Origin of the sequence: Testudinibacter crocodili, from assembly GCF_006228025.1 — a bacterium.
Classification (GTDB): domain Bacteria; phylum Pseudomonadota; class Gammaproteobacteria; order Enterobacterales; family Pasteurellaceae; genus Chelonobacter.
The window spans coordinates 1-17,851 of the sequence record NZ_VDHF01000056.1; the positions used below are offsets into that span (position 1 = coordinate 1).

Sequence of the window (17,851 nt, forward strand, 5' to 3'; positions counted from 1 at the left end):
ACCAATGAATGGGGAAGTGAAACCAAAGCGGTATTTAACGCTGCTAAATAATCATTTTGGTTGTATGAAAAATTATCAATTAATCTAGGCGCTCCTGCGCCTTAGACTGCTGACAAAAGTTAAAATACACGATTAATATTGTAAAAGTAGGGGCGGATTATAGATCTGCCCGAACAGTGCGTTGAATTTTTCCATTTTGGATTAAATACTTATATCTCACTTCGTAAATGGGCGGATCTATAATCCGCCCCTACTTTGCCTAATCAGTAACCGTTGTCAATAATTTGAGCGGTAAAACCGCTCATCTGTGCATAACCGATTGTGATCAATAGTCGCTGTCGGATAACAAATTAATACGGTGATCTATGCAACAAAATGTCGTAATTCTTGGTTCGACCGGTTCTATCGGTAACAGCACTTTATCGGTGATTGAGCACAATCCTGAAAAATACCGCACTTTTGCCTTGGTTGGCGGGCGTAATGCTGAATTGATGGCGCAGCAGTGTTTGGCATTTCAACCGCACTTTGCGGTAATGGCGGACAGTCAGGCAACGAAAACACTCAAAATTTTATTAAGCCAAACAGCGGTCAAAACCGAAGTGCTGAGTGGCGAGCAAGCGATTTGCGAGATCGCAGCACACCCCGATGCGGATATGGTGATGGCGGCAATTGTTGGCGCGGCAGGTTTAGCGCCGACTTTGGCTGCGATTCAAGCCGGAAAAAAAGTATTACTGGCAAATAAAGAATCGCTGGTGACTTGCGGACAACTGTTTATGCAAGCCGTGGCGGAGTCCGGCGCAACGTTGTTGCCGGTCGATAGTGAGCACAATGCGATTTTTCAAGCCTTGCCACAAATCGAACAACAGCGCATTGGTCATTGTCGTTTAAGCGAAAGTGGTATTGACAGTATTATTTTAACCGGCTCCGGCGGACCTTTCCGTGAGACCGCACTTGCCGAATTTGATAAGATTACGCCGGCACAGGCGGTGGCACATCCTAATTGGTCGATGGGGCCTAAAATTTCAGTCGATTCGGCAACCATGATGAACAAAGGCTTGGAGTATATCGAAGCCCGCTGGTTGTTCAATGCTTCGGCTGAACAGATGGAAATTATTATTCACCCGCAATCGATTATCCATTCGATGGTGCGCTATCGTGACGGCAGTGTACTGGCGCAAATGGGCAATCCCGATATGCGTACCCCGATTGCACACAGCATGGCGTATCCTGACCGCACTTTTGCCGGGGTGGCAGCGTTGGATTTCTTTAAAATTAAAGCGTTAAGCTTTATTGAACCGGATTATCAGCGTTATCCTTGCTTAAAGCTGGCAATCGATTGCTTTGCTGCTGGGCAGTATGCCACCACCGTGATGAATGCCGCCAATGAGGTTGCCGTCGCTGCATTTTTGCAAGGGCAGATTCGGTTTAGTGATATTGAGCGAATTAATCGGCAAACGGTGGAACAATTTCCGGCTTTATTCGTCAAACAAATAGATGATGTATTTGAAATTGATCAAAAAGCCCGACAATCAGCACAACAACTGATTTTAGCTTTTTAAGTTGTTTCGGGCTTGTGATATAGTGTGCCGAATATGATTTGAAAACCGACTATTTGATGCACAACAATAACGCACAAAAGATGAGCGAGAGATGAGCGAAGGTGTAACTTTAGCAGCGAATAGCCCCACCGGACAGATGCCTAAACATGTCGCCATTATTATGGACGGCAACGGCCGTTGGGCAAAAGAGAAAGGCAAATTGCGTCTGGTCGGGCATAAAAACGGGGTGCAGGCGGTGCGTAAAGCGGTGATTTTTGCTGCAAAACAGCAGATTCAGTCGTTGACATTATATGCTTTCAGCAGTGAAAACTGGGCGAGACCCGCTAGTGAAGTCAGCGGTTTGATGGATCTGTTCATGCTGGCGCTGAATCGGGAAGTGAGCAAATTACATAAAAACAATATTAAGCTACAAATTTTGGGCGATGTCAGTCAGTTCAACCGCACTTTGCAAAAGAAAATCGCTGAAGCTGAAGCATTGACGGCGCAAAACAGCGGTTTGATATTAAATATTGCGGCGAATTATGGCGGACATTGGGATATTGTGCAAGCCAGCCAAAAATTGGCGCGACGGGTGCAACAGGGCGAACTGGAACCTGAGATGATAACTGCCGAGTTGTTTCAACAAGCGTTGGTGACTGAACAGCAAGCACCGGTAGATTTGTTGATTCGTACCAGTGGTGAGCAGCGTATCAGTAATTTTTTGTTGTGGCAGTTGGCGTATGCTGAACTCTATTTCAGCCCGGTATTATGGCCGGATTTCGATGAACAGGAATTTGCCCAAGCGATCGCCGTGTTTCAGCAGCGTGAGCGGCGCTTTGGCGCCGCGGATTGATGATTAACGATTGAATTCACTATAATAATTAAAGAGGAATGTTAGGTGCTTAAACAGCGTATTATTTCTGCGGCAGTTTTACTGATTTTTGTCATCACGGCATTATTGCTATTTTCGCCCTATGCGTTTGCCTTAACTGTGGCGGCAATTGTGGTGTTGGGAATTTGGGAATGGTGTCAGTTTGCCCGACATCAGAATGATATTTGGCGCTGGCTGATTACCGGATTGTCCGCTTGTGCACTGTTTGTAATTATTTTTTCCTATCGGGATTACATTAACGCTGGCATTGTACTGAATAGTTATACCGCTTGGCTATTGGTGGTCGCATTAATTTGGTGGGTGTTGGCGCTGTTGTTGGTGGCAAGCTATCCGCACTCAACGAAATACTGGCAGAAACCGGCATTGTTACAACTATTTTTTGGCTTCTTCACGCTGGCACCATTCTTGCTGGCGTTGCTGGCGCTACGTTTGTATAACTATAATCAAAATAGCTACGAGGGGTTATGGCTGCTGTTTTATGTGTTGCTGCTGATTTGGAGCGCAGACACAGGTGCTTATTTTTGCGGCAAAGCGTTTGGCAAACATAAACTGGCAGCAAAGGTTTCACCGGGAAAAACCTGGCAGGGGGCAATTGGCGGTGTAGTTGTAGCACTGGTTGTCGGCATACTTTTTCTGCAAATGACACCGAATGAGTTTGTGCTACGCAGTGTATCGTTACCGCTGTTGCTGCTGGCCTCGTTCGGTACTGTCTCAATTTCGATTTTGGGCGATTTGACTGAAAGTATGTTTAAGCGGCATGTTGGGATCAAAGATAGTAGTCAACTGATTCCCGGACATGGTGGCATATTGGATCGTATCGATAGTTTGACTGCGGCATTGCCATTTTTCTGTGCAATGTTCTATTTTTATTTATAGGAAATTGTGCGATGTCAGGCTTGTGGTATATTTTTGCTTTTCTGTTAGTTATCTGTGTTTTGGTCTTCGTGCACGAATATGGTCATTTTTGGGCGGCAAGAAAGTGCGGTATCAAGGTGCTGCGCTTTTCAATCGGTTTTGGCAAAGTGCTGTGGAGCAAAACGGATAAACAAGGAACCGAGTTCGCCATCTCGATGATTCCGCTGGGTGGTTATGTCAATATGTTGGACAGCAAAACCGAAGCGGTTTGCGAAGATGAAAAAGCGCAAGATTACAGCAGTAAACCGGTATGGCAACGTGCTTTTGTGATTGCTGCCGGACCGATGGCAAACTTTATTTTTGCGATTTTAGCCTATTGGGTGATTTATATAGTCGGCGTGCCGGCAGTGAAACCGGTGATTGACAGTGTTGTACCGGATTCGATTGCTGCCCAAGCCGGCTTGCAGCCAGAGATGCAAATTCGCGCGATTGACGGGAAAGCGGTGGAAGACTGGACCAGTGTCAATATGCTGTTGACTACCAAAGTTGGTACTTGCCAAGTCACACTCACCGTTTCACCGTTTGATCAGCCACAACAGCTACAAGATAAACGTTTGGATTTAACCGATTGGCGGTATGAGCCACAGAAACAAGCTGCATTCACTGCACTGGGTATGGTGCCGAAGAGCGGTAAAGTCGATTTAACCGTATCCAAAATCACAAATAACTCGCCTGCCGCTGCTGCCGGACTGCGCGTTGGTGATAAAATTATGACCGTAAACGGTGAAGTCTTGTCATGGCAAGCATTGGTGCAGACGATCGGCAGTCATTTGAATCAGCCATTATTGTTTGAAATCGAACGTCATCAACAGCGTTTGTCGATATCGATCACGCCCGAAGTTAATAAAGAGGGCAACGCTTATATTGGGTTTTCACCGACCTTTGAGCCGTTAGCACAACAGTACCGTACCGAATTAAAATATGATATTCTAAGCGCCTTGCAGCAAGGACTGGAGAAAACGGCTGAATTATCGTTGGTGATTGTGAAATTGGTAGGGAAGCTACTGAGTGGTGATATTTCTCTGAACAACATCGGTGGTCCGATTTCCATTGCTCAAGGTGCAGGGATCTCTTTAGATAGCGGTTTAGTTTATTACTTGAGTTTTATGGCGCTGATTAGTGTTAATTTGGGCATTATGAATTTATTTCCACTGCCGGTATTGGACGGTGGACAGTTGGTTTTTTTGGCGCTTGAGGCAATTCGCGGCAAGCCGGTAACAGAGAAAGTTCGCGAGATTTTTTTAAGAATCGGCGTGGCGTTATTATTAATGTTGACAATTTTCGCATTATTTAATGATATTATACGCTTTATTTGAATTTGACACGCTCGCAGGCAATCGGAATCAATCTTTTATTTAACAGGCTTATGTATAGGAAAATGATAATGAAAAAACTCCTAATGACCAGTTTACTTCTGGGTAGCACCACCGTCATGGCAGCACCGTTCACTGTGCAGGATATTCGCGTGGAAGGGACTGACCCAGTGACGGCTGAAAATATTATTGCCGGTCTGCCGGTTAAAGTCGGGCAACGAGCAAATGATCAGGATTTGTCGCAAATTGTGCGTAGCCTGTTTTTGCGTGGTGGTTACGAAAATGTGGAAGCGGTGCGTGAGGGCAATGCGTTAGTGCTGCGCATTCAGCCTCGTCCTTATATCAGTTCGTTAGAGATTGAAGGCAATAAGCAAATTCCAAAAGAGGCACTGGAAACCAATCTGCGTGAAAACGGAATTGCTAAAGGGGAAGTGTTGGAACGTGCAAAACTGGAATCTTTCCGCCAAGAGTTGCTCAACTATTATCATTCCGCCGGTTACAGCAATGCCGAAATCAATACTGTGGTTGATGACTTGGGACAAGGCAGAGCAGCGTTAAAATTAGAGATCAAAGAGAACGATTCAGCATTAGTCAAAGAGATTAAATTTGTTGGCAACCAAGTGTTTAGCGAAGGTAAATTGCTGGATCAGATTGAGATTCAGCCGGATGTTTCTTGGTGGAATATTTTTTCCAGTAGTAAGTTTTCTGATCCAAAATTTGAAAAAGATATGACAACATTGCGTGACTTTTATCTGAATAACGGTTATGCCAAGTTTAAACTGTTGAATACCGATGTGCGTTATAGTGAAGATAAAAAAGAAGTCTATCTGACGATTACAATCGACGAAGGCGAGAAATATGAGATCAATGATGTGCGGATTATTGGTGATACTGCCGGAATGAATGCCGATCTTGGGCAATTATTGGTGAATATCAAACGTGGTGAGCAATTCCGCGGCAATACCGTCAGAGCGATTGAAGATGGAATCAAAAATACGCTGGGCGCTCGTGGTTATGCCAATCCTCAAATTACGATCCAACCGGATTTTAATGATGCCGAACATACTGTTGATTTGATTGTGGTGGTGGACGCAGGTCGCCGTTACTATGTACGTTCTATCCGGTTTGAAGGTAATGATGTCAGTGCTGATTCCACGTTGCGCCAAGAGATGCGTCAGCAGGAAGGAACATGGTTGTCAACCGCCTTGATCGAACAGGGCAAATCCCGTTTGGAAAGGACCGGTTTTTATGAAACAGTAGAAAGTCAAACATTGGCGGTTCCGGGCGTTGATGATCAACTGGATATTTTATATAAAGTGAAAGAACGTAATACCGGCAGTATCAATTTCGGCATTGGCTTTGGTACTGAGAGTGGGTTGAGCTATCAAGCTAGCGTTAAACAGGACAATTTCTTAGGCATGGGCTCTTCGGTCAGTTTATCCGGCGTCAAAAACAAATACGCCACCAGTATCAATTTAGGCTATAGTGAACCGTATTTCACTCGTGATGGCGTAAGCTTAGGCGGAAATGTATTCTATGATACTTACGACTATGCCAAAAGTGACACCACTGCATCATATGCCCGTACCAGTTATGGGATCAACGGCACTTTAGGCTTCCCGGTCAATGAAAATAACGGTTATTATTTGGGCTTGGGATACGTTTATAACAAATTGAAAAACATGTATCCGGAATATAACCGTGCCCGTTATTTACAGTCGATGGGCGCTGATGACTGGAAAATCAAAAGCGATGATTTTGAGTTTAGCTTAGGCTGGAACTATAATACCTTAAACCGTGGCTTCTTGCCGACGAGTGGAACCCGCGCCAGTATCGGCGGCAAGGTGACTATTCCGGGTTCGGATAATAAATACTACAAATTGAGCGCTGATTGGGTCAGTTATTACCCTATCAACTATGACCAAACTTGGGTATTGTCCGGACGAGCAGGGCTCTCTTATGCGAATGGCTTTGGCGGTAAAAAATTACCGTTCTACCAAAATTATAGTGCCGGTGGTATCGGTAGCTTGCGTGGTTTTGCTTATGGTGCGATTGGACCGAAAGCAATTTATAATACCAACAGCGGCGCTTTAGTCTCGGCACCTGCTTCAGCGTATAACAACATTAATAATGATGTTGTCGGCGGTAATGCGATGGCGACAGCCAGTGTCGAATTGATTATGCCGACACCGTTTGTTAGCGATAAGAGCCAGAACAATGTCAGAACCTCAGTATTTGTTGATGCCGCCAGCGTTTGGAACACCGAGTGGGATAAAGATAAAGCGAAGTTGTTTACTCAAGGCAATATTCCACAACGGATTACCGATTATGGCGATCCGACTCGAGTGAGAGCCTCTGCCGGTGTGGCATTCCAGTGGAACTCGCCGATTGGGCCATTGGTGTTCTCGTATGCCAAACCGATTAAAAAATATGAAGGCGATGAGATTGAACAATTCCAATTCAGTATCGGTGGCAGTTTCTAAGCTCAAATTGTAATAAGTAAATTGAAACTTTTTAGTTAAAATTACGTCATATAAACTAGGCAGATTGATGGTCGATCTGCCATATACATCTCTTTAAAGGATATACCATGAAAAAAGCATTAAAAATCGCAGGACTTTCTTTAGCATTGGCGTTGAGCGCTTCACTGGCAAATGCCGCAGAAAATATTGCGTTTATTAACTCGGCATATTTGTTCCAAAACCACCCAGACCGTGAAGCGGCTGGTGCTAAAATTGATGCGGAGTTGAAAGCACCGGCTGAAAAATTGCAAGCCAGTGAGAAAGCGATTGTCACTAAAATTGAAGCGTTACAAAAAGAAGCATCAAAATTGCGGGCTGCCGATATCCAAAAACGCGAAGACGAAATTAATAAAATGCGTGAAGCTTATCAAAAACAAGCCGAAGAGCTGCAAGCTCAAAATGAAGAACTGCAGTATCAAGAAAGATCAAAACTGTTATCTAGCATTCAAAATGCAACTAATGAAGTCGCGGCTAAAGGCAACTATAGCTATGTGCTAGATGCTAATGCGATTGTGTATGCAGCAGCCGGTAAAGACATTACCGAAGAAGTCTTAAAAGCGATTAAGCCAGCAGCAGCTGCGGAAGCTAAGAAATAATCCGAGACAAGAGGATATCAATGGCACAATATCGATTACAACAGCTTGCTGAGCATGTCAGTGGACGGCTATGCGGTAATCCGGAAGCAACGGTGGACAGCATTGCAGCGTTAGATAAAGCACAGCCGAATCAACTGAGTTTTATTTCCAATGCGAAATTTCGCGAACGCTTGCAGCAATCTGTGGCAGGCTGTTTGTTGGTGAGTGAAACTGATGTTGAATTTTGTCATGCGGACAGTAATTTGATTGTGGTTAACGATCCTTATATCGCTTATGCGCTAATCGCACAGCTGATGGATGCTACCCCGAAAGCTGCCAGTGGCATTGCTAAAAGTGCGGTCTTGTCGCCGTCGGTAATATTGGGTGACAATGTCTCCATCGGTGCCAATGCGGTGATTGAGGACGGCGTGGTATTAGGCGATAACGTGGTGATCGGTGCTGGTTGCTTTGTCGGTAAAAACAGCAAAATTGGTTCTGGCACTCAACTTTGGGCGAATGCCACCGTCTATCACGAAGTAGAAATCGGGCAGGATTGTTTGATTCAAGCTGCTGCGGTGATCGGCGCTGATGGCTTTGGTTATGCCAACGATAAAGGCAAGTGGATCAAGATTCCACAGCGTGGACAAGTGATTATCGGTAATCGGGTTGAAATCGGTGCTTGTACCTGTATCGATCGTGGTGCTTTAGATGCAACGATTATCGAGGATAATGTGATCATCGATAATTTGTGTCAAATTGCACATAACGTACACATCGGTACCGGTACGGCGGTAGCTGGCGGTGTGATTATGGCGGGTAGCCTGACCGTGGGCAAATACTGCTTAATCGGCGGAGCCAGTGTGATCAACGGACATATGGAAATTTGCGACGGCGTGACTGTCACCGGCATGAGTATGGTGATGCGTCCAATCACTGAGCCGGGGGTTTACTCTTCCGGCATTCCGTTGCAAACCAACAAAGAGTGGCGCAAAACAGCAGCACTGACCATGAATATTAGTGAAATAAATCGTCGCTTAAAAGCATTAGAGCGAGAGCATGGAAAAGCATAAACGTTAACAAAATAATTTTTGCTAGCGATACTTTGTCGTGGCAATGGATATCATACTAAGGAAATTAAAACCGTGACAACTGAAAACAACCAAACTGATTCGCAGTCAAGAGAAGCGAAAATTGTCGATATTAACGAAATTATGCAGTTATTACCGCATCGTTATCCGTTCTTATTGGTTGATAGAGTCATTGATTTCGAAGAAGGAAAATGGCTGAAAGCCGTGAAAAATGTAACGGTCAACGAACCTTGTTTCACCGGACATTTTCCTCAGAAACCGATTTTCCCAGGCGTGTTGATCTTGGAAGCGATGGCACAGGCAACCGGCGTACTGGCGTTTAAAACGTTGGAATTGCCTAAGGATGAACTGTTTTATTTTGCTGCTATCGATAACGCGCGGTTTAAACGTCCGGTTGAGCCCGGTGATCAAATGATTCTGGAAGTCCATTTCATTAAGGAACGTCGCGGTGTCACTCGTTTTACCGGCGTGGCAACGGTGGATGGAAAAGTGGTGTGCGAAGCCGAATTGATGTGCGCACGCCGTCCAATGTAACCCAGCAGCATAAGTAGGATAAGATGATTCATCCAACGGCAAAAATTCATAGTTCAGCAATTATTGAAGATGGCGCTAAAATTGGCGCAGATGTTGTGGTCGGCCCCTTCTGTCTGATTGACGCAGATGTAGAAATTGGCGATCGCACCGTGTTGCATTCGCATGTGGTGGTGCGTGGACATACTAAAATTGGCTGCGATAATCAGATTTTCCAATTTGCCAGCATCGGCGAAGTCAATCAGGATCTGAAATATAACGGTGAACCGACTAAAACGATTATCGGCGACCGTAACCGTATCCGTGAAAGCGTGACTATTCACCGTGGCACGGTGCAAGGCGGTGGCGTGACCCGCATCGGTGATGACAACTTGCTGATGATTAATGCGCATATTGCACACGATTGTCAGGTTAAAAACCGCTGTATTTTGGCTAACAATGCCACACTTGCCGGACACGTTGAGTTGGATGATTTTGTGATTGTTGGCGGTATGTCAGCAATTCACCAATTTGTGGTGATCGGGGCGCACGTGATGTTAGGTGGCGGTTCGATGGTTAGCCAAGATGTGCCGCCGTATGTGATGGCGCAAGGTAACCACGCACAGCCGTTTGGGGTCAATCTGGAAGGCTTAAAACGCCGTGGTTTCGATAAACCAGCAATGCATGCAATTCGTAATGTGTATAAATTGATTTATCGTAGTGGCAAAACGTTAGAGGAAGTGATTCCTGAGATCGAACGGATTGCCGAAACCGAAGCAGCGGTCAGCTTCTTCTTGTCATTCTTTAAACGTTCAACCCGAGGGATCATTCGTTAGATTCGCGTTTAGGTTGTAGAGGCGGATTGAATCTGTCCTTACAATTCCAATCTTGAATCCCTCCTAATGCTTACCTAACCGCACTTTACGTTAAAAGTGCGGTTATTTTTTAAGGAAAATAGCATGCAGGCAGAACAAAATTCTCCGTTAATTGCACTGGTTGCCGGTGAGATCTCAGGCGATATTCTTGGTGCGGGCTTAATCAAAGCACTGCGTCAAATTTATCCGAATGCCCGTTTTATCGGCATTGCCGGACCGCAAATGTTGTCCGAAGGTGCAGAAAGTTACTTTGATATGGAAGCGTTATCGGTGATGGGCTTGGTCGAAGTGCTGAAACACCTGCCGCATCTGCTGAAAATTCGTAGCACTTTGATTAAAAAGCTGCTAGCGGCAAAACCGGATATTTTTATCGGTATTGATGCGCCGGATTTTAATCTTGGTGTAGAAAAAGTATTGAAACAACACGGGATCAAAACCATTCATTATGTCAGTCCGTCAGTGTGGGCGTGGCGGCAAAAGCGGATCTTCAAAATTGCTAAAGCGACCAATCTGGTGTTGGCATTTCTGCCGTTTGAAAAGGCTTTTTACGATCGTTTCAATGTGCCGTGTCGTTTTGTCGGTCATACGATGGCAGATGCGATTGCTCTAGATATTGATCGTCAGCAGGCGTGTGCACAGCTACAGCTTGATCCAAACCAGCGTTATTTGGCGATTTTGCCCGGTAGCCGTGGTTCGGAGCTGGAGTTTCTCAGCGAACCGTTTTTACAAACCGCACTTTTACTGAAACAACGCTTTCCTGACCTACAATTTTTGGTGCCGTTGATTAACGCAAAACGGCGTGTGCAGTTTGAAACGATTAAACAACAGATTGCGCCAGAATTAGAAATGCGCTTACTTGACGGGCAGGCAAGGCAGGCAATGCAAGTGGCGAACGCAACCTTACTGGCTTCCGGCACGGCGGCACTGGAGTGTATGTTGTGCAAATCGCCGATGGTGGTTGGCTATCGTATGAAGCCGCTGACCTACTGGCTGGCACAGCGGTTGGTGAAAACTAAATATGTATCATTGCCGAATCTATTGGCTGATGAAATGTTGGTGCCTGAGTTGATCCAAGATGAATGCAATCCTCAGCGTCTAGCCGAGGAATTAGCAGTCTATTTTGATGATAGTGAAGCGGAGAAAAACCGCACTTTAGGCTTAAAACAGCGCTTTGCCGAACTGCATCAAATGATCCGCTGTAATGCCGATCAACAAGCAGCACAGGCTGTGGCGGATCTGTTACAAGAGCGATAAAAAATGACGGTGTTTGAATATCCACAAAATGTTGGGCTTATTGCCGGGGTCGATGAAGTCGGGCGCGGGCCGCTAATCGGTGCGGTAGTCACTGCTGCTGTGATTCTTGATCCGAATAAACCGATTGTCGGTTTAGCCGATTCAAAAAAACTCTCTGAAAAAAAACGCTTGCTACTCGTCGAAGCGATCAAAATAAATGCCTTAGCGTGGGCACTGGGCAGAGCTGAACCAGAAGAAATTGACCAACTGAATATTCTGCAAGCCAGTCTACTCGCCATGCAAAGAGCGGTTGAAGCCCTGCCAATTCAACCGCACTTTGTATTAGTTGATGGCAATAAATTGCCGAAATTGCTGATGCCAGCACAAGCGGTGGTCAAAGGTGATAGTCTGGTAGCTGAAATCAGCGCAGCTTCGATTTTGGCAAAAGTAGCGCGCGATCAAGAAATGGCAGCGCTGGATCAGCAATATCCACACTACGGCTTAGCACAACACAAAGGCTACCCGACCGCACTTCACCTAGAAAAATTGCAGCAATACGGCATTTTGCCACAACATCGCCGCAGCTTTGCTCCGGTGAAAAAGTGCTTGCTACAAAGCCTATAAGATTCGAAGCTGGTTTTTATACTGATAAACTTCTGTTTGATAGTGATAAAGTTCATCAATATTTTGTGCGGTCAGCATATCTGCTGTAGTGCCATACCCAAATAGATTGCCTTGCTGCAACAGCAGCAAGCAATCACAATAGCGTGCTGCCAAATTTAGATCATGCAGCACAATTAAAACTAAATGCTGTGTCTCCGCTAGTTTTACTGCTTGTTGCAGTAAGTCATGCTGATGTTTGAGATCTAGTGCACTGCTAGGTTCGTCCAGCAATACGATTTTGGGTGTAGGCGATGATAAAATTTGTAGCCAGCTGCGGGCGGCATGCACCCGTTGTTTTTCGCCGCCGGACAATTTGAGATAGTTCTGTTGTTGTAGATCCGACAGTTCAAAATCTGTACTGACTTGTGCCAATAGTCTTTGCTGCTGGCTACGACTAAGGTGTTGTTGGTGGTGTATTAAGCCTAGTTCAATCACTTCTTGTACCGTAAACGCAAAGTTTAGGCTGCTGTGTTGTGGCAGAAATACCATATTTTCTGCCAGTTCTCTGGCGGAAAATGAAGCCAGCGGCTTTTGCTGCCACAATATTCTTCCCGTATAGGGAAGATCTTGGCCGATAGCTTTCAGTAAGCTGGATTTTCCAGCTCCGTTTGCCCCAAGTATGCCGATACAGTGACCACATTTTAAGTTCAGGTTGATATCATTCAGGAGGATTTTTTGTCCAATAACAAGCTGTAATCTGCTAATTTCCAACATTACAATCGCCCCTTGTTTTTAATCAGTAGAGTAATAAAAAATGGCGCACCTAAAAGTGCGGTCAGAATTCCGATTGGAATTTCTGCTGGTGCAGCCAGTTTACGGGCTAAAATATCAGCGCCTAGCAGTAAAATTGCACCGATTAAAGCACAAGCCGGAATCAGCGTTTTGTGGTTCGGGCCTAGCAAAGTGCGGGCAATATGCGGCACAATTAGACCAATAAAGCCGATCATCCCTGAAACGGAGACCGCAATCCCGATACCAAGTGCGGTATAGATAATACAGGACCGTTTTATTTTTTCGACAGAGACCCCTAAATGTCGCGCTTCTAAATCACCGAGTAACAGTGCATTTAATGCAGAGGCTCGCCGCATAAATTGGGTCAATAATAAAAAGGCGGTTACGGCACACAATATGACCGTATTGCAATTGCCATGCGCAAGTGAGCCTAGCTGCCAAGTTGTCAATTCTCGCAGGGCTCGGTCATCTGCGATAAATTGTAGTAAGCCCAAAAAGGCAAATGCTAGCGCTCCGATGGCAATTCCGCTTAGTAAAATCAATGTCATTCGAGTGCCGTAGTGAGTTTTACCGATGTGGTAAACAAATAGTGTTGCCAGCAGACCACCGATAAATGAAAATAGTGAAAGCAGACTAAGTTTATTCCATAATAGTATCCCTTGCGGCAAGAGTACAATAGCGATAGCAGCGCCCAACGCTGCTCCAGCGCTGACTCCGATAATACCAGGATCAGCAAGAGGATTACGGAACAGACCTTGTAACACTGCACCGCAACAGCCTAAAATTGCACCGATAAAGACGCCGAGTAAGGTGCGGGGCAGCCGTAGCTGCTGTACGATAAAAACGGTGCTGCTGTCCCCTTTACCGTAAAGTGCGGTCAAAGTTTGCCACAGGTCGGTATTTACCGCACCGCTAACTAGAGAGAGTAGAATTATGGCGCTAAGCAACAGCAAGCCGATAGCGAGCACCAGAAAGTAGGCGTGATGTTTCATCATTGTAGACAATTTTGGTTGTCGGCAATGGCTTGCATAATGCGTTGGCTTTCGCGCAGTGAGCTCAAATTAAAACCGCCTAGCAGTGCTTGTCCATCGACGCTAAAAATACACCCCTGATTAGTGGCATTAAGTTGTTGTAAAAAAGGATATTTTTTCTGTAATGCGCTTAAGTCCTGCGACAGGCTTCGCTCGGAAAGCAGTAAAATATCCGGCTGTAATGCTAAAACAGCCTCAATTGAATAGGCGTAATACCCCTGTTTTTCAGCCGAGAGATTATGCAATTGCATTAAATCAAGCATGCCGTTAATCGTGGTGCGATGCCCTCCAGTGGACAGTTGTCCTTTATCTGACAGTAGCAAAAATAGGGCACGATTTTTACCGCGTGGCAAGGACTGAATCTGTCGGATTTGTTGCATTACCTGTGCCGATAATTTTTCTGCCGATTTGTTTTTCGCTAGCAGCTGGCCGAGTCTCTGGATATGTTGTTGCAAATCCTGATGGTTTTTTTGTGGATTCTCTAATACTTCAATTTGGATTTTTGCTTGTCGTAATTGTGTCAACACGGATTCCGGTCCCATTTCTTCACTGCCGATCAATAGGTTTGGCTGCAGTGCCAAAATGCCTTCACTTGCTAAATTGCGTTGATAGCCTAACAGCGGAATCTGATATTTGTCGGCAAAACGGCGACTAGTGGAATCGACTGCAATAAGTTGATCGCCGACATCCAGCGCCTCTAGTAATTCAGTTACGCCAGCACCGACGGCGATAATCCTTTGCGGTGTCGTTGGTTGTGCAAGAGTGACCTCAGAAAGAAAAAAGAGTGATAGTAGCAAGCTTAAAATAAATTGTTTTTTCATATGTGTTTCCTATCTGTGAGCTTTGTTTTCTATTTCAAAATCAATGGGTAAGCTAAATCTTAAAGTGGTTTTTTGCCGAATGATCTCTTCGGGCGGTTTAGGGAGTGGAGAAGCACGATAAAGGGTATTAATCGCTTCTTGATCCAATGCTTGGTGTTGACTGCTTTTTTTAAGCGTGACTTTTAATACAGTTCCTAGTCTATCGATTTCTACAGAGACAATCGGTTTTCCTTCGATTTTTTGTTTTAAGGCATTTTCTGGGTAGCGTTTATAACGGCCTAAATGCCCTCTTAGCAAGGCTTGCCAGCTGGTTATAATGGTTTTACTATTGCCTTCACTGTTATATTCTGCCGCAATTTGCTGATCATTGCCGTTGGCAGGTGCGGTAACAGTTTGTCCGGTTGCAGTGGATTCAATATCACTGGGCTTTTTGGCTTTTTTATTGTTATCTGGCTGCTTTTTAACTTGTGGTTGTTGCTTCAAAAGTGGCTTTTTTTCCAGTTTAGCCTTGACGATAATCTCGGCATTTTCAATTATTGGGTTCTCTTCTAGTTGCGGCGTTTCAAGTGCTTCCGGTTGGTTGTCAGCATCTAAAATTTGGCTGTCTTGGGTGATGACTTGTGGTGGACCAAGCGGGAGCTCCTCAATGCTGATAATCGATTGTGGCGGATCAGAGAAATTGACTATCACCGCAGCGCTGGCTTGCGGTATGACGGTGACGGTTTTTTTAATAATAAAAGTAATAATAAAAAAGTGGATAGCACAGACCAATATCGTATTAAACAGCCAAATACGATATTTTTTGAGGCGATATAGTGATGGAATATCAACAATCATCAATTTTCCGCCTATTCCTTGTTCTCTAAGCCGACCAAGCCGATTTTTAAATAACCGGCAGTACGTAGTTGGTTCATTACGTTCATCAAGATTTCATAGGGAATAGTTTTATCTACTTGAAAGAAAATCACCGTGTCGCGATTATTGACGGTGAGTTGATCAAGTGCGGTTGCCAGATTGTGTAAAAGTAGAGGTTCATTGCCTAAAAACAACTCTTGTTGTTGGTTAAGCGATAAAATAATAGGCTTTTCCAATTGCGGTTCAACATTGGCTTTGGCTATTGGCAGATCAATCGGCACGGTAACTGTGGTGAGCGGGATGGTCACCATAAAAATGATCAATAACACTAGCATTACATCGATAAACGGGGTGACATTAATTTCGGAAAGTTCTTGCTCATTTGTGGAATCGGAAAGATGAAATGACATAGGAACCTCATACTGATGCTGCTGGATTTAAGCGATGTAGGGATATGTCACGCTTGATCATCAGGCGTAAAATAGCCGCTAAATTTTCAATCTGTAACCGGTATGTTGTTAAGTGTCTGGTGAAGATATTATAAATAATAACGGCAGGAATTGCTGCTACCAAACCAAGTGCGGTAGCAAACAGTGCTTCAGCGATTCCCGGTGCTACCACCGATAAGCTGGTGGTTTGTGAATGCACGATACCGATAAAACTATTCATTATTCCCCAGACAGTGCCGAATAAACCGATAAAGGGGGCGACTGCGCCAATAGTTGCCAGAGGACCGATGCCGTAGCGCATATTTTGCGTGTAACTTTGAATTCGGCGATCTAAGCGATAGTCTAGGCGTTGCTTAAAATCATCGTCGCAAAGATAGTTGGATCGTTGTAATTCATCGTTGATTTCGGATAAAAGATTGTGGCTGATATCAAATTTAATCTTCGAAGGTAACTGCTGCCGTGCTTGTTCAAAATGTTCTTGGGTCAATAAAAATGCTTGCTGTTTTCTCAGTGTTGCAGCGGAGTAATACAACTGAAACAGTTTACTGAAAAAAATTACCCAAGTTAAAACTGAGCAAAAAATCAGTATCCAGATGACAGCTTGAACAACAGGATGGGCGGAAAGGTACATTCCAAGCGGCGACATATCTTGCAGGATTTCTGTCTTGATAAGCTCTGGTACAGCAGCTGTCGCAGTAGAGTCGGCTATTGCTCCAGAGGCATGCGCTTCAGTATGTTGCAAGGCAATGTCGGTAGTTGTGCCTATAGCGCTATCAGCAAAGGCTGAAAAACTGATGATAAGCAGGAAAAACAGTGGATAAAAGCGAATTAATAACATATGAAAATATCCGTTATGGTTAGCTAAAGTGCGGTGTGGCCGCACTTTTAGTAAAAATTACACTAAATAAATAGCAATGAAATTATTCTTGTTTAGTTGCACCGAACATAATGCGTTCTTCTCCACTACCAATTTGACCGACAATTTCATTTGCTTCTGGGCCGGCAAATGTTCCGGCATAGTCATTGATACGCACTTGCTGTCCGTTATGCAGCAATCTGACCTCACCGTTTTTAAACCCCATGGTATTATTGTTGTTTGCAACAATGTTGGCTTCAGAAAGAATTAACTTAACGTTGGGCTGATCAAAGGCAATACCTTCCGCAGTTGGATTATTGTCGTCATCAGTAAATCGCCAGTTATGTCTAACAAAGCTGTCTTGTCGAGCGGACATTTCACCTGAGATTGTTTTCGAGGCAATACTCACCTGAAATGAGACATCCCCCATGTAGCCTTCGGTCGGTGTACCGCCTTTTGGTCCTCCTTTGTAGCCCAAGGTATGGCCGCTATAAGTGATAATACCGTCAGCTGTACTGGCTTGAGCCAACTGATCAAATTGTGTTTCTGTGGTCGGTTGTAGTATATAAGTTCCGAGATTCTCGTGATTTTTAAAGGGGTGAGCCGGATCACCACCGGCTGCTGGCGCAGTCAATTCCGGTGAGAACGTACCATAGCTGGAGTAAGTTTGGTTAATAAAGCGGAATTTCCCCAATTCTTCTCCGTTTTCGGAGGTGATAACCAGTTCTTGGACTTTATTTGGATCGACATCATAGTTGTTCATCACGGTTTTATCTTTAAACTCATTGCGGAGATCTAGGATATTTCCCTTGCTGTCGCGGAAGTCCATTGGGCCAGACATATAGAAGCCACGATTTTTATCAGTTTCTAATACGGCTTCATATCGTTCTCCTCCTTGACTGGAAACGACGATAGTAAGAGTTCGATCTTCTAAGGTTCCCGCTTTAAATCGAGGCTCTTCTGATTTAGGCTCTTCTGATTTA

General features: G+C 44.6%; 18 protein-coding genes. 11 read left to right on the top strand and 7 right to left on the bottom strand.

Features of this window, described 5'->3' with window-relative positions; all coding sequences use genetic code 11:
- Window positions 1-365 precede the first annotated feature (365 nt).
- The 11 genes from ispC to rnhB all read left to right on the top strand — a co-directional run bounded on the left by ispC (window position 366) and on the right by rnhB (window position 12,085).
- On the top strand, window positions 366-1,559 hold the full coding sequence (gene ispC, locus FHQ23_RS06165) for a 1-deoxy-D-xylulose-5-phosphate reductoisomerase (protein WP_139613535.1): 1,194 nt from the start codon (window positions 366-368) through the stop codon (window positions 1,557-1,559).
- 91 nt (window positions 1,560-1,650) lie between these two features.
- Window positions 1,651-2,391 carry a polyprenyl diphosphate synthase gene (uppS, locus tag FHQ23_RS06170; protein ID WP_139613536.1) on the top strand — a complete coding sequence of 247 codons (741 nt, stop codon included), beginning with the start codon at window positions 1,651-1,653 and terminating at the stop codon, window positions 2,389-2,391.
- A 45-nt stretch (window positions 2,392-2,436) separates the two neighbouring features.
- A complete protein-coding gene (locus FHQ23_RS06175; RefSeq protein ID WP_139613537.1) occupies window positions 2,437-3,306 on the top strand; it encodes a CDP-archaeol synthase in 870 nt (289 codons plus the stop codon).
- Window positions 3,307-3,317: 11 nt separating this feature from the next.
- Complete coding sequence (rseP, locus tag FHQ23_RS06180; RefSeq protein WP_139613538.1) at window positions 3,318-4,661, top strand: sigma E protease regulator RseP; 1,344 nt, start codon at window positions 3,318-3,320, stop codon at window positions 4,659-4,661.
- A gap of 68 nt (window positions 4,662-4,729) precedes the next feature.
- Window positions 4,730-7,141, top strand: coding sequence for an outer membrane protein assembly factor BamA (gene bamA / locus FHQ23_RS06185; RefSeq protein WP_139613539.1), 2,412 nt, complete (start codon window positions 4,730-4,732; stop codon window positions 7,139-7,141).
- Between the two features lie 107 nt (window positions 7,142-7,248).
- The gene (locus tag FHQ23_RS06190) at window positions 7,249-7,776 is read left to right on the top strand and encodes an OmpH/Skp family outer membrane protein (protein ID WP_139613540.1); all 528 of its coding nucleotides are present in this window, start codon (window positions 7,249-7,251) and stop codon (window positions 7,774-7,776) included.
- A gap of 20 nt (window positions 7,777-7,796) precedes the next feature.
- Window positions 7,797-8,825, top strand: a complete 1,029-nt coding sequence (gene lpxD, locus FHQ23_RS06195; protein ID WP_139613541.1) for a UDP-3-O-(3-hydroxymyristoyl)glucosamine N-acyltransferase — start codon at window positions 7,797-7,799, stop codon at window positions 8,823-8,825.
- Between the two features lie 72 nt (window positions 8,826-8,897).
- Window positions 8,898-9,377 carry a 3-hydroxyacyl-ACP dehydratase FabZ gene (fabZ, locus tag FHQ23_RS06200; protein ID WP_255296795.1) on the top strand — a complete coding sequence of 160 codons (480 nt, stop codon included), beginning with the start codon at window positions 8,898-8,900 and terminating at the stop codon, window positions 9,375-9,377.
- A gap of 23 nt (window positions 9,378-9,400) precedes the next feature.
- Window positions 9,401-10,189, top strand: a complete 789-nt coding sequence (gene lpxA / locus FHQ23_RS06205) for an acyl-ACP--UDP-N-acetylglucosamine O-acyltransferase (RefSeq protein WP_139613542.1) — start codon at window positions 9,401-9,403, stop codon at window positions 10,187-10,189.
- A 123-nt stretch (window positions 10,190-10,312) separates the two neighbouring features.
- Window positions 10,313-11,482 (top strand): lipid-A-disaccharide synthase, encoded by a 1,170-nt coding sequence (gene lpxB / locus FHQ23_RS06210; protein WP_139613543.1) that lies wholly within the window; start codon window positions 10,313-10,315, stop codon window positions 11,480-11,482.
- A gap of 3 nt (window positions 11,483-11,485) precedes the next feature.
- Window positions 11,486-12,085 (top strand): ribonuclease HII, encoded by a 600-nt coding sequence (gene rnhB / locus FHQ23_RS06215; RefSeq protein ID WP_176552267.1) that lies wholly within the window; start codon window positions 11,486-11,488, stop codon window positions 12,083-12,085.
- On the opposite strand, the gene FHQ23_RS06220 is transcribed toward rnhB, so the two are convergent.
- The 7 genes from FHQ23_RS06220 to FHQ23_RS12365 all read right to left on the bottom strand — a co-directional run.
- Window positions 12,080-12,838 carry a heme ABC transporter ATP-binding protein gene (locus tag FHQ23_RS06220; protein ID WP_139613544.1) on the bottom strand — a complete coding sequence of 253 codons (759 nt, stop codon included), beginning with the start codon at window positions 12,836-12,838 and terminating at the stop codon, window positions 12,080-12,082. The two genes, rnhB and FHQ23_RS06220, sit on opposite strands and share 6 nt — an antisense overlap.
- On the bottom strand, window positions 12,838-13,851 hold the full coding sequence (locus FHQ23_RS06225; RefSeq protein WP_139613545.1) for a FecCD family ABC transporter permease: 1,014 nt from the start codon (window positions 13,849-13,851) through the stop codon (window positions 12,838-12,840). Before FHQ23_RS06225 ends, FHQ23_RS06220 begins: the two co-directional genes overlap by 1 nt.
- Complete coding sequence (locus FHQ23_RS06230) at window positions 13,848-14,708, bottom strand: heme/hemin ABC transporter substrate-binding protein (protein ID WP_139610816.1); 861 nt, start codon at window positions 14,706-14,708, stop codon at window positions 13,848-13,850. Before FHQ23_RS06230 ends, FHQ23_RS06225 begins: the two co-directional genes overlap by 4 nt.
- Window positions 14,709-14,717: 9 nt before the next feature.
- A complete protein-coding gene (locus tag FHQ23_RS06235; RefSeq protein WP_139613546.1) occupies window positions 14,718-15,545 on the bottom strand; it encodes a TonB family protein in 828 nt (275 codons plus the stop codon).
- Window positions 15,546-15,556: 11 nt separating this feature from the next.
- On the bottom strand, window positions 15,557-15,973 hold the full coding sequence (exbD, locus tag FHQ23_RS06240; protein ID WP_139613547.1) for a TonB system transport protein ExbD: 417 nt from the start codon (window positions 15,971-15,973) through the stop codon (window positions 15,557-15,559).
- Between the two features lie 7 nt (window positions 15,974-15,980).
- On the bottom strand, window positions 15,981-16,850 hold the full coding sequence (gene exbB, locus FHQ23_RS06245) for a tonB-system energizer ExbB (RefSeq protein ID WP_139613548.1): 870 nt from the start codon (window positions 16,848-16,850) through the stop codon (window positions 15,981-15,983).
- A gap of 82 nt (window positions 16,851-16,932) precedes the next feature.
- A partial coding sequence (locus FHQ23_RS12365; protein ID WP_176552268.1) for a hypothetical protein occupies window positions 16,933-17,851 on the bottom strand: 919 nt, incomplete at its 5' end.

Coding starts and splice junctions, on each gene's coding strand:
- ispC (WP_139613535.1), top strand. CDS start 366: ATGCAACAAAATGTCGTAATTCTTGGTTCGACCGGTTCTATCGGTAAC.
- uppS (WP_139613536.1), top strand. CDS start 1,651: ATGAGCGAAGGTGTAACTTTAGCAGCGAATAGCCCCACCGGACAGATG.
- rseP (WP_139613538.1), top strand. CDS start 3,318: ATGTCAGGCTTGTGGTATATTTTTGCTTTTCTGTTAGTTATCTGTGTT.
- bamA (WP_139613539.1), top strand. CDS start 4,730: ATGAAAAAACTCCTAATGACCAGTTTACTTCTGGGTAGCACCACCGTC.
- FHQ23_RS06190 (WP_139613540.1), top strand. CDS start 7,249: ATGAAAAAAGCATTAAAAATCGCAGGACTTTCTTTAGCATTGGCGTTG.
- lpxD (WP_139613541.1), top strand. CDS start 7,797: ATGGCACAATATCGATTACAACAGCTTGCTGAGCATGTCAGTGGACGG.
- lpxA (WP_139613542.1), top strand. CDS start 9,401: ATGATTCATCCAACGGCAAAAATTCATAGTTCAGCAATTATTGAAGAT.
- lpxB (WP_139613543.1), top strand. CDS start 10,313: ATGCAGGCAGAACAAAATTCTCCGTTAATTGCACTGGTTGCCGGTGAG.
- rnhB (WP_176552267.1), top strand. CDS start 11,486: ATGACGGTGTTTGAATATCCACAAAATGTTGGGCTTATTGCCGGGGTC.
- FHQ23_RS06220 (WP_139613544.1), bottom strand. CDS start 12,838: ATGTTGGAAATTAGCAGATTACAGCTTGTTATTGGACAAAAAATCCTC.
- FHQ23_RS06225 (WP_139613545.1), bottom strand. CDS start 13,851: ATGATGAAACATCACGCCTACTTTCTGGTGCTCGCTATCGGCTTGCTG.
- FHQ23_RS06230 (WP_139610816.1), bottom strand. CDS start 14,708: ATGAAAAAACAATTTATTTTAAGCTTGCTACTATCACTCTTTTTTCTT.
- FHQ23_RS06235 (WP_139613546.1), bottom strand. CDS start 15,545: ATGATTGTTGATATTCCATCACTATATCGCCTCAAAAAATATCGTATT.
- exbD (WP_139613547.1), bottom strand. CDS start 15,973: ATGTCATTTCATCTTTCCGATTCCACAAATGAGCAAGAACTTTCCGAA.
- exbB (WP_139613548.1), bottom strand. CDS start 16,850: ATGTTATTAATTCGCTTTTATCCACTGTTTTTCCTGCTTATCATCAGT.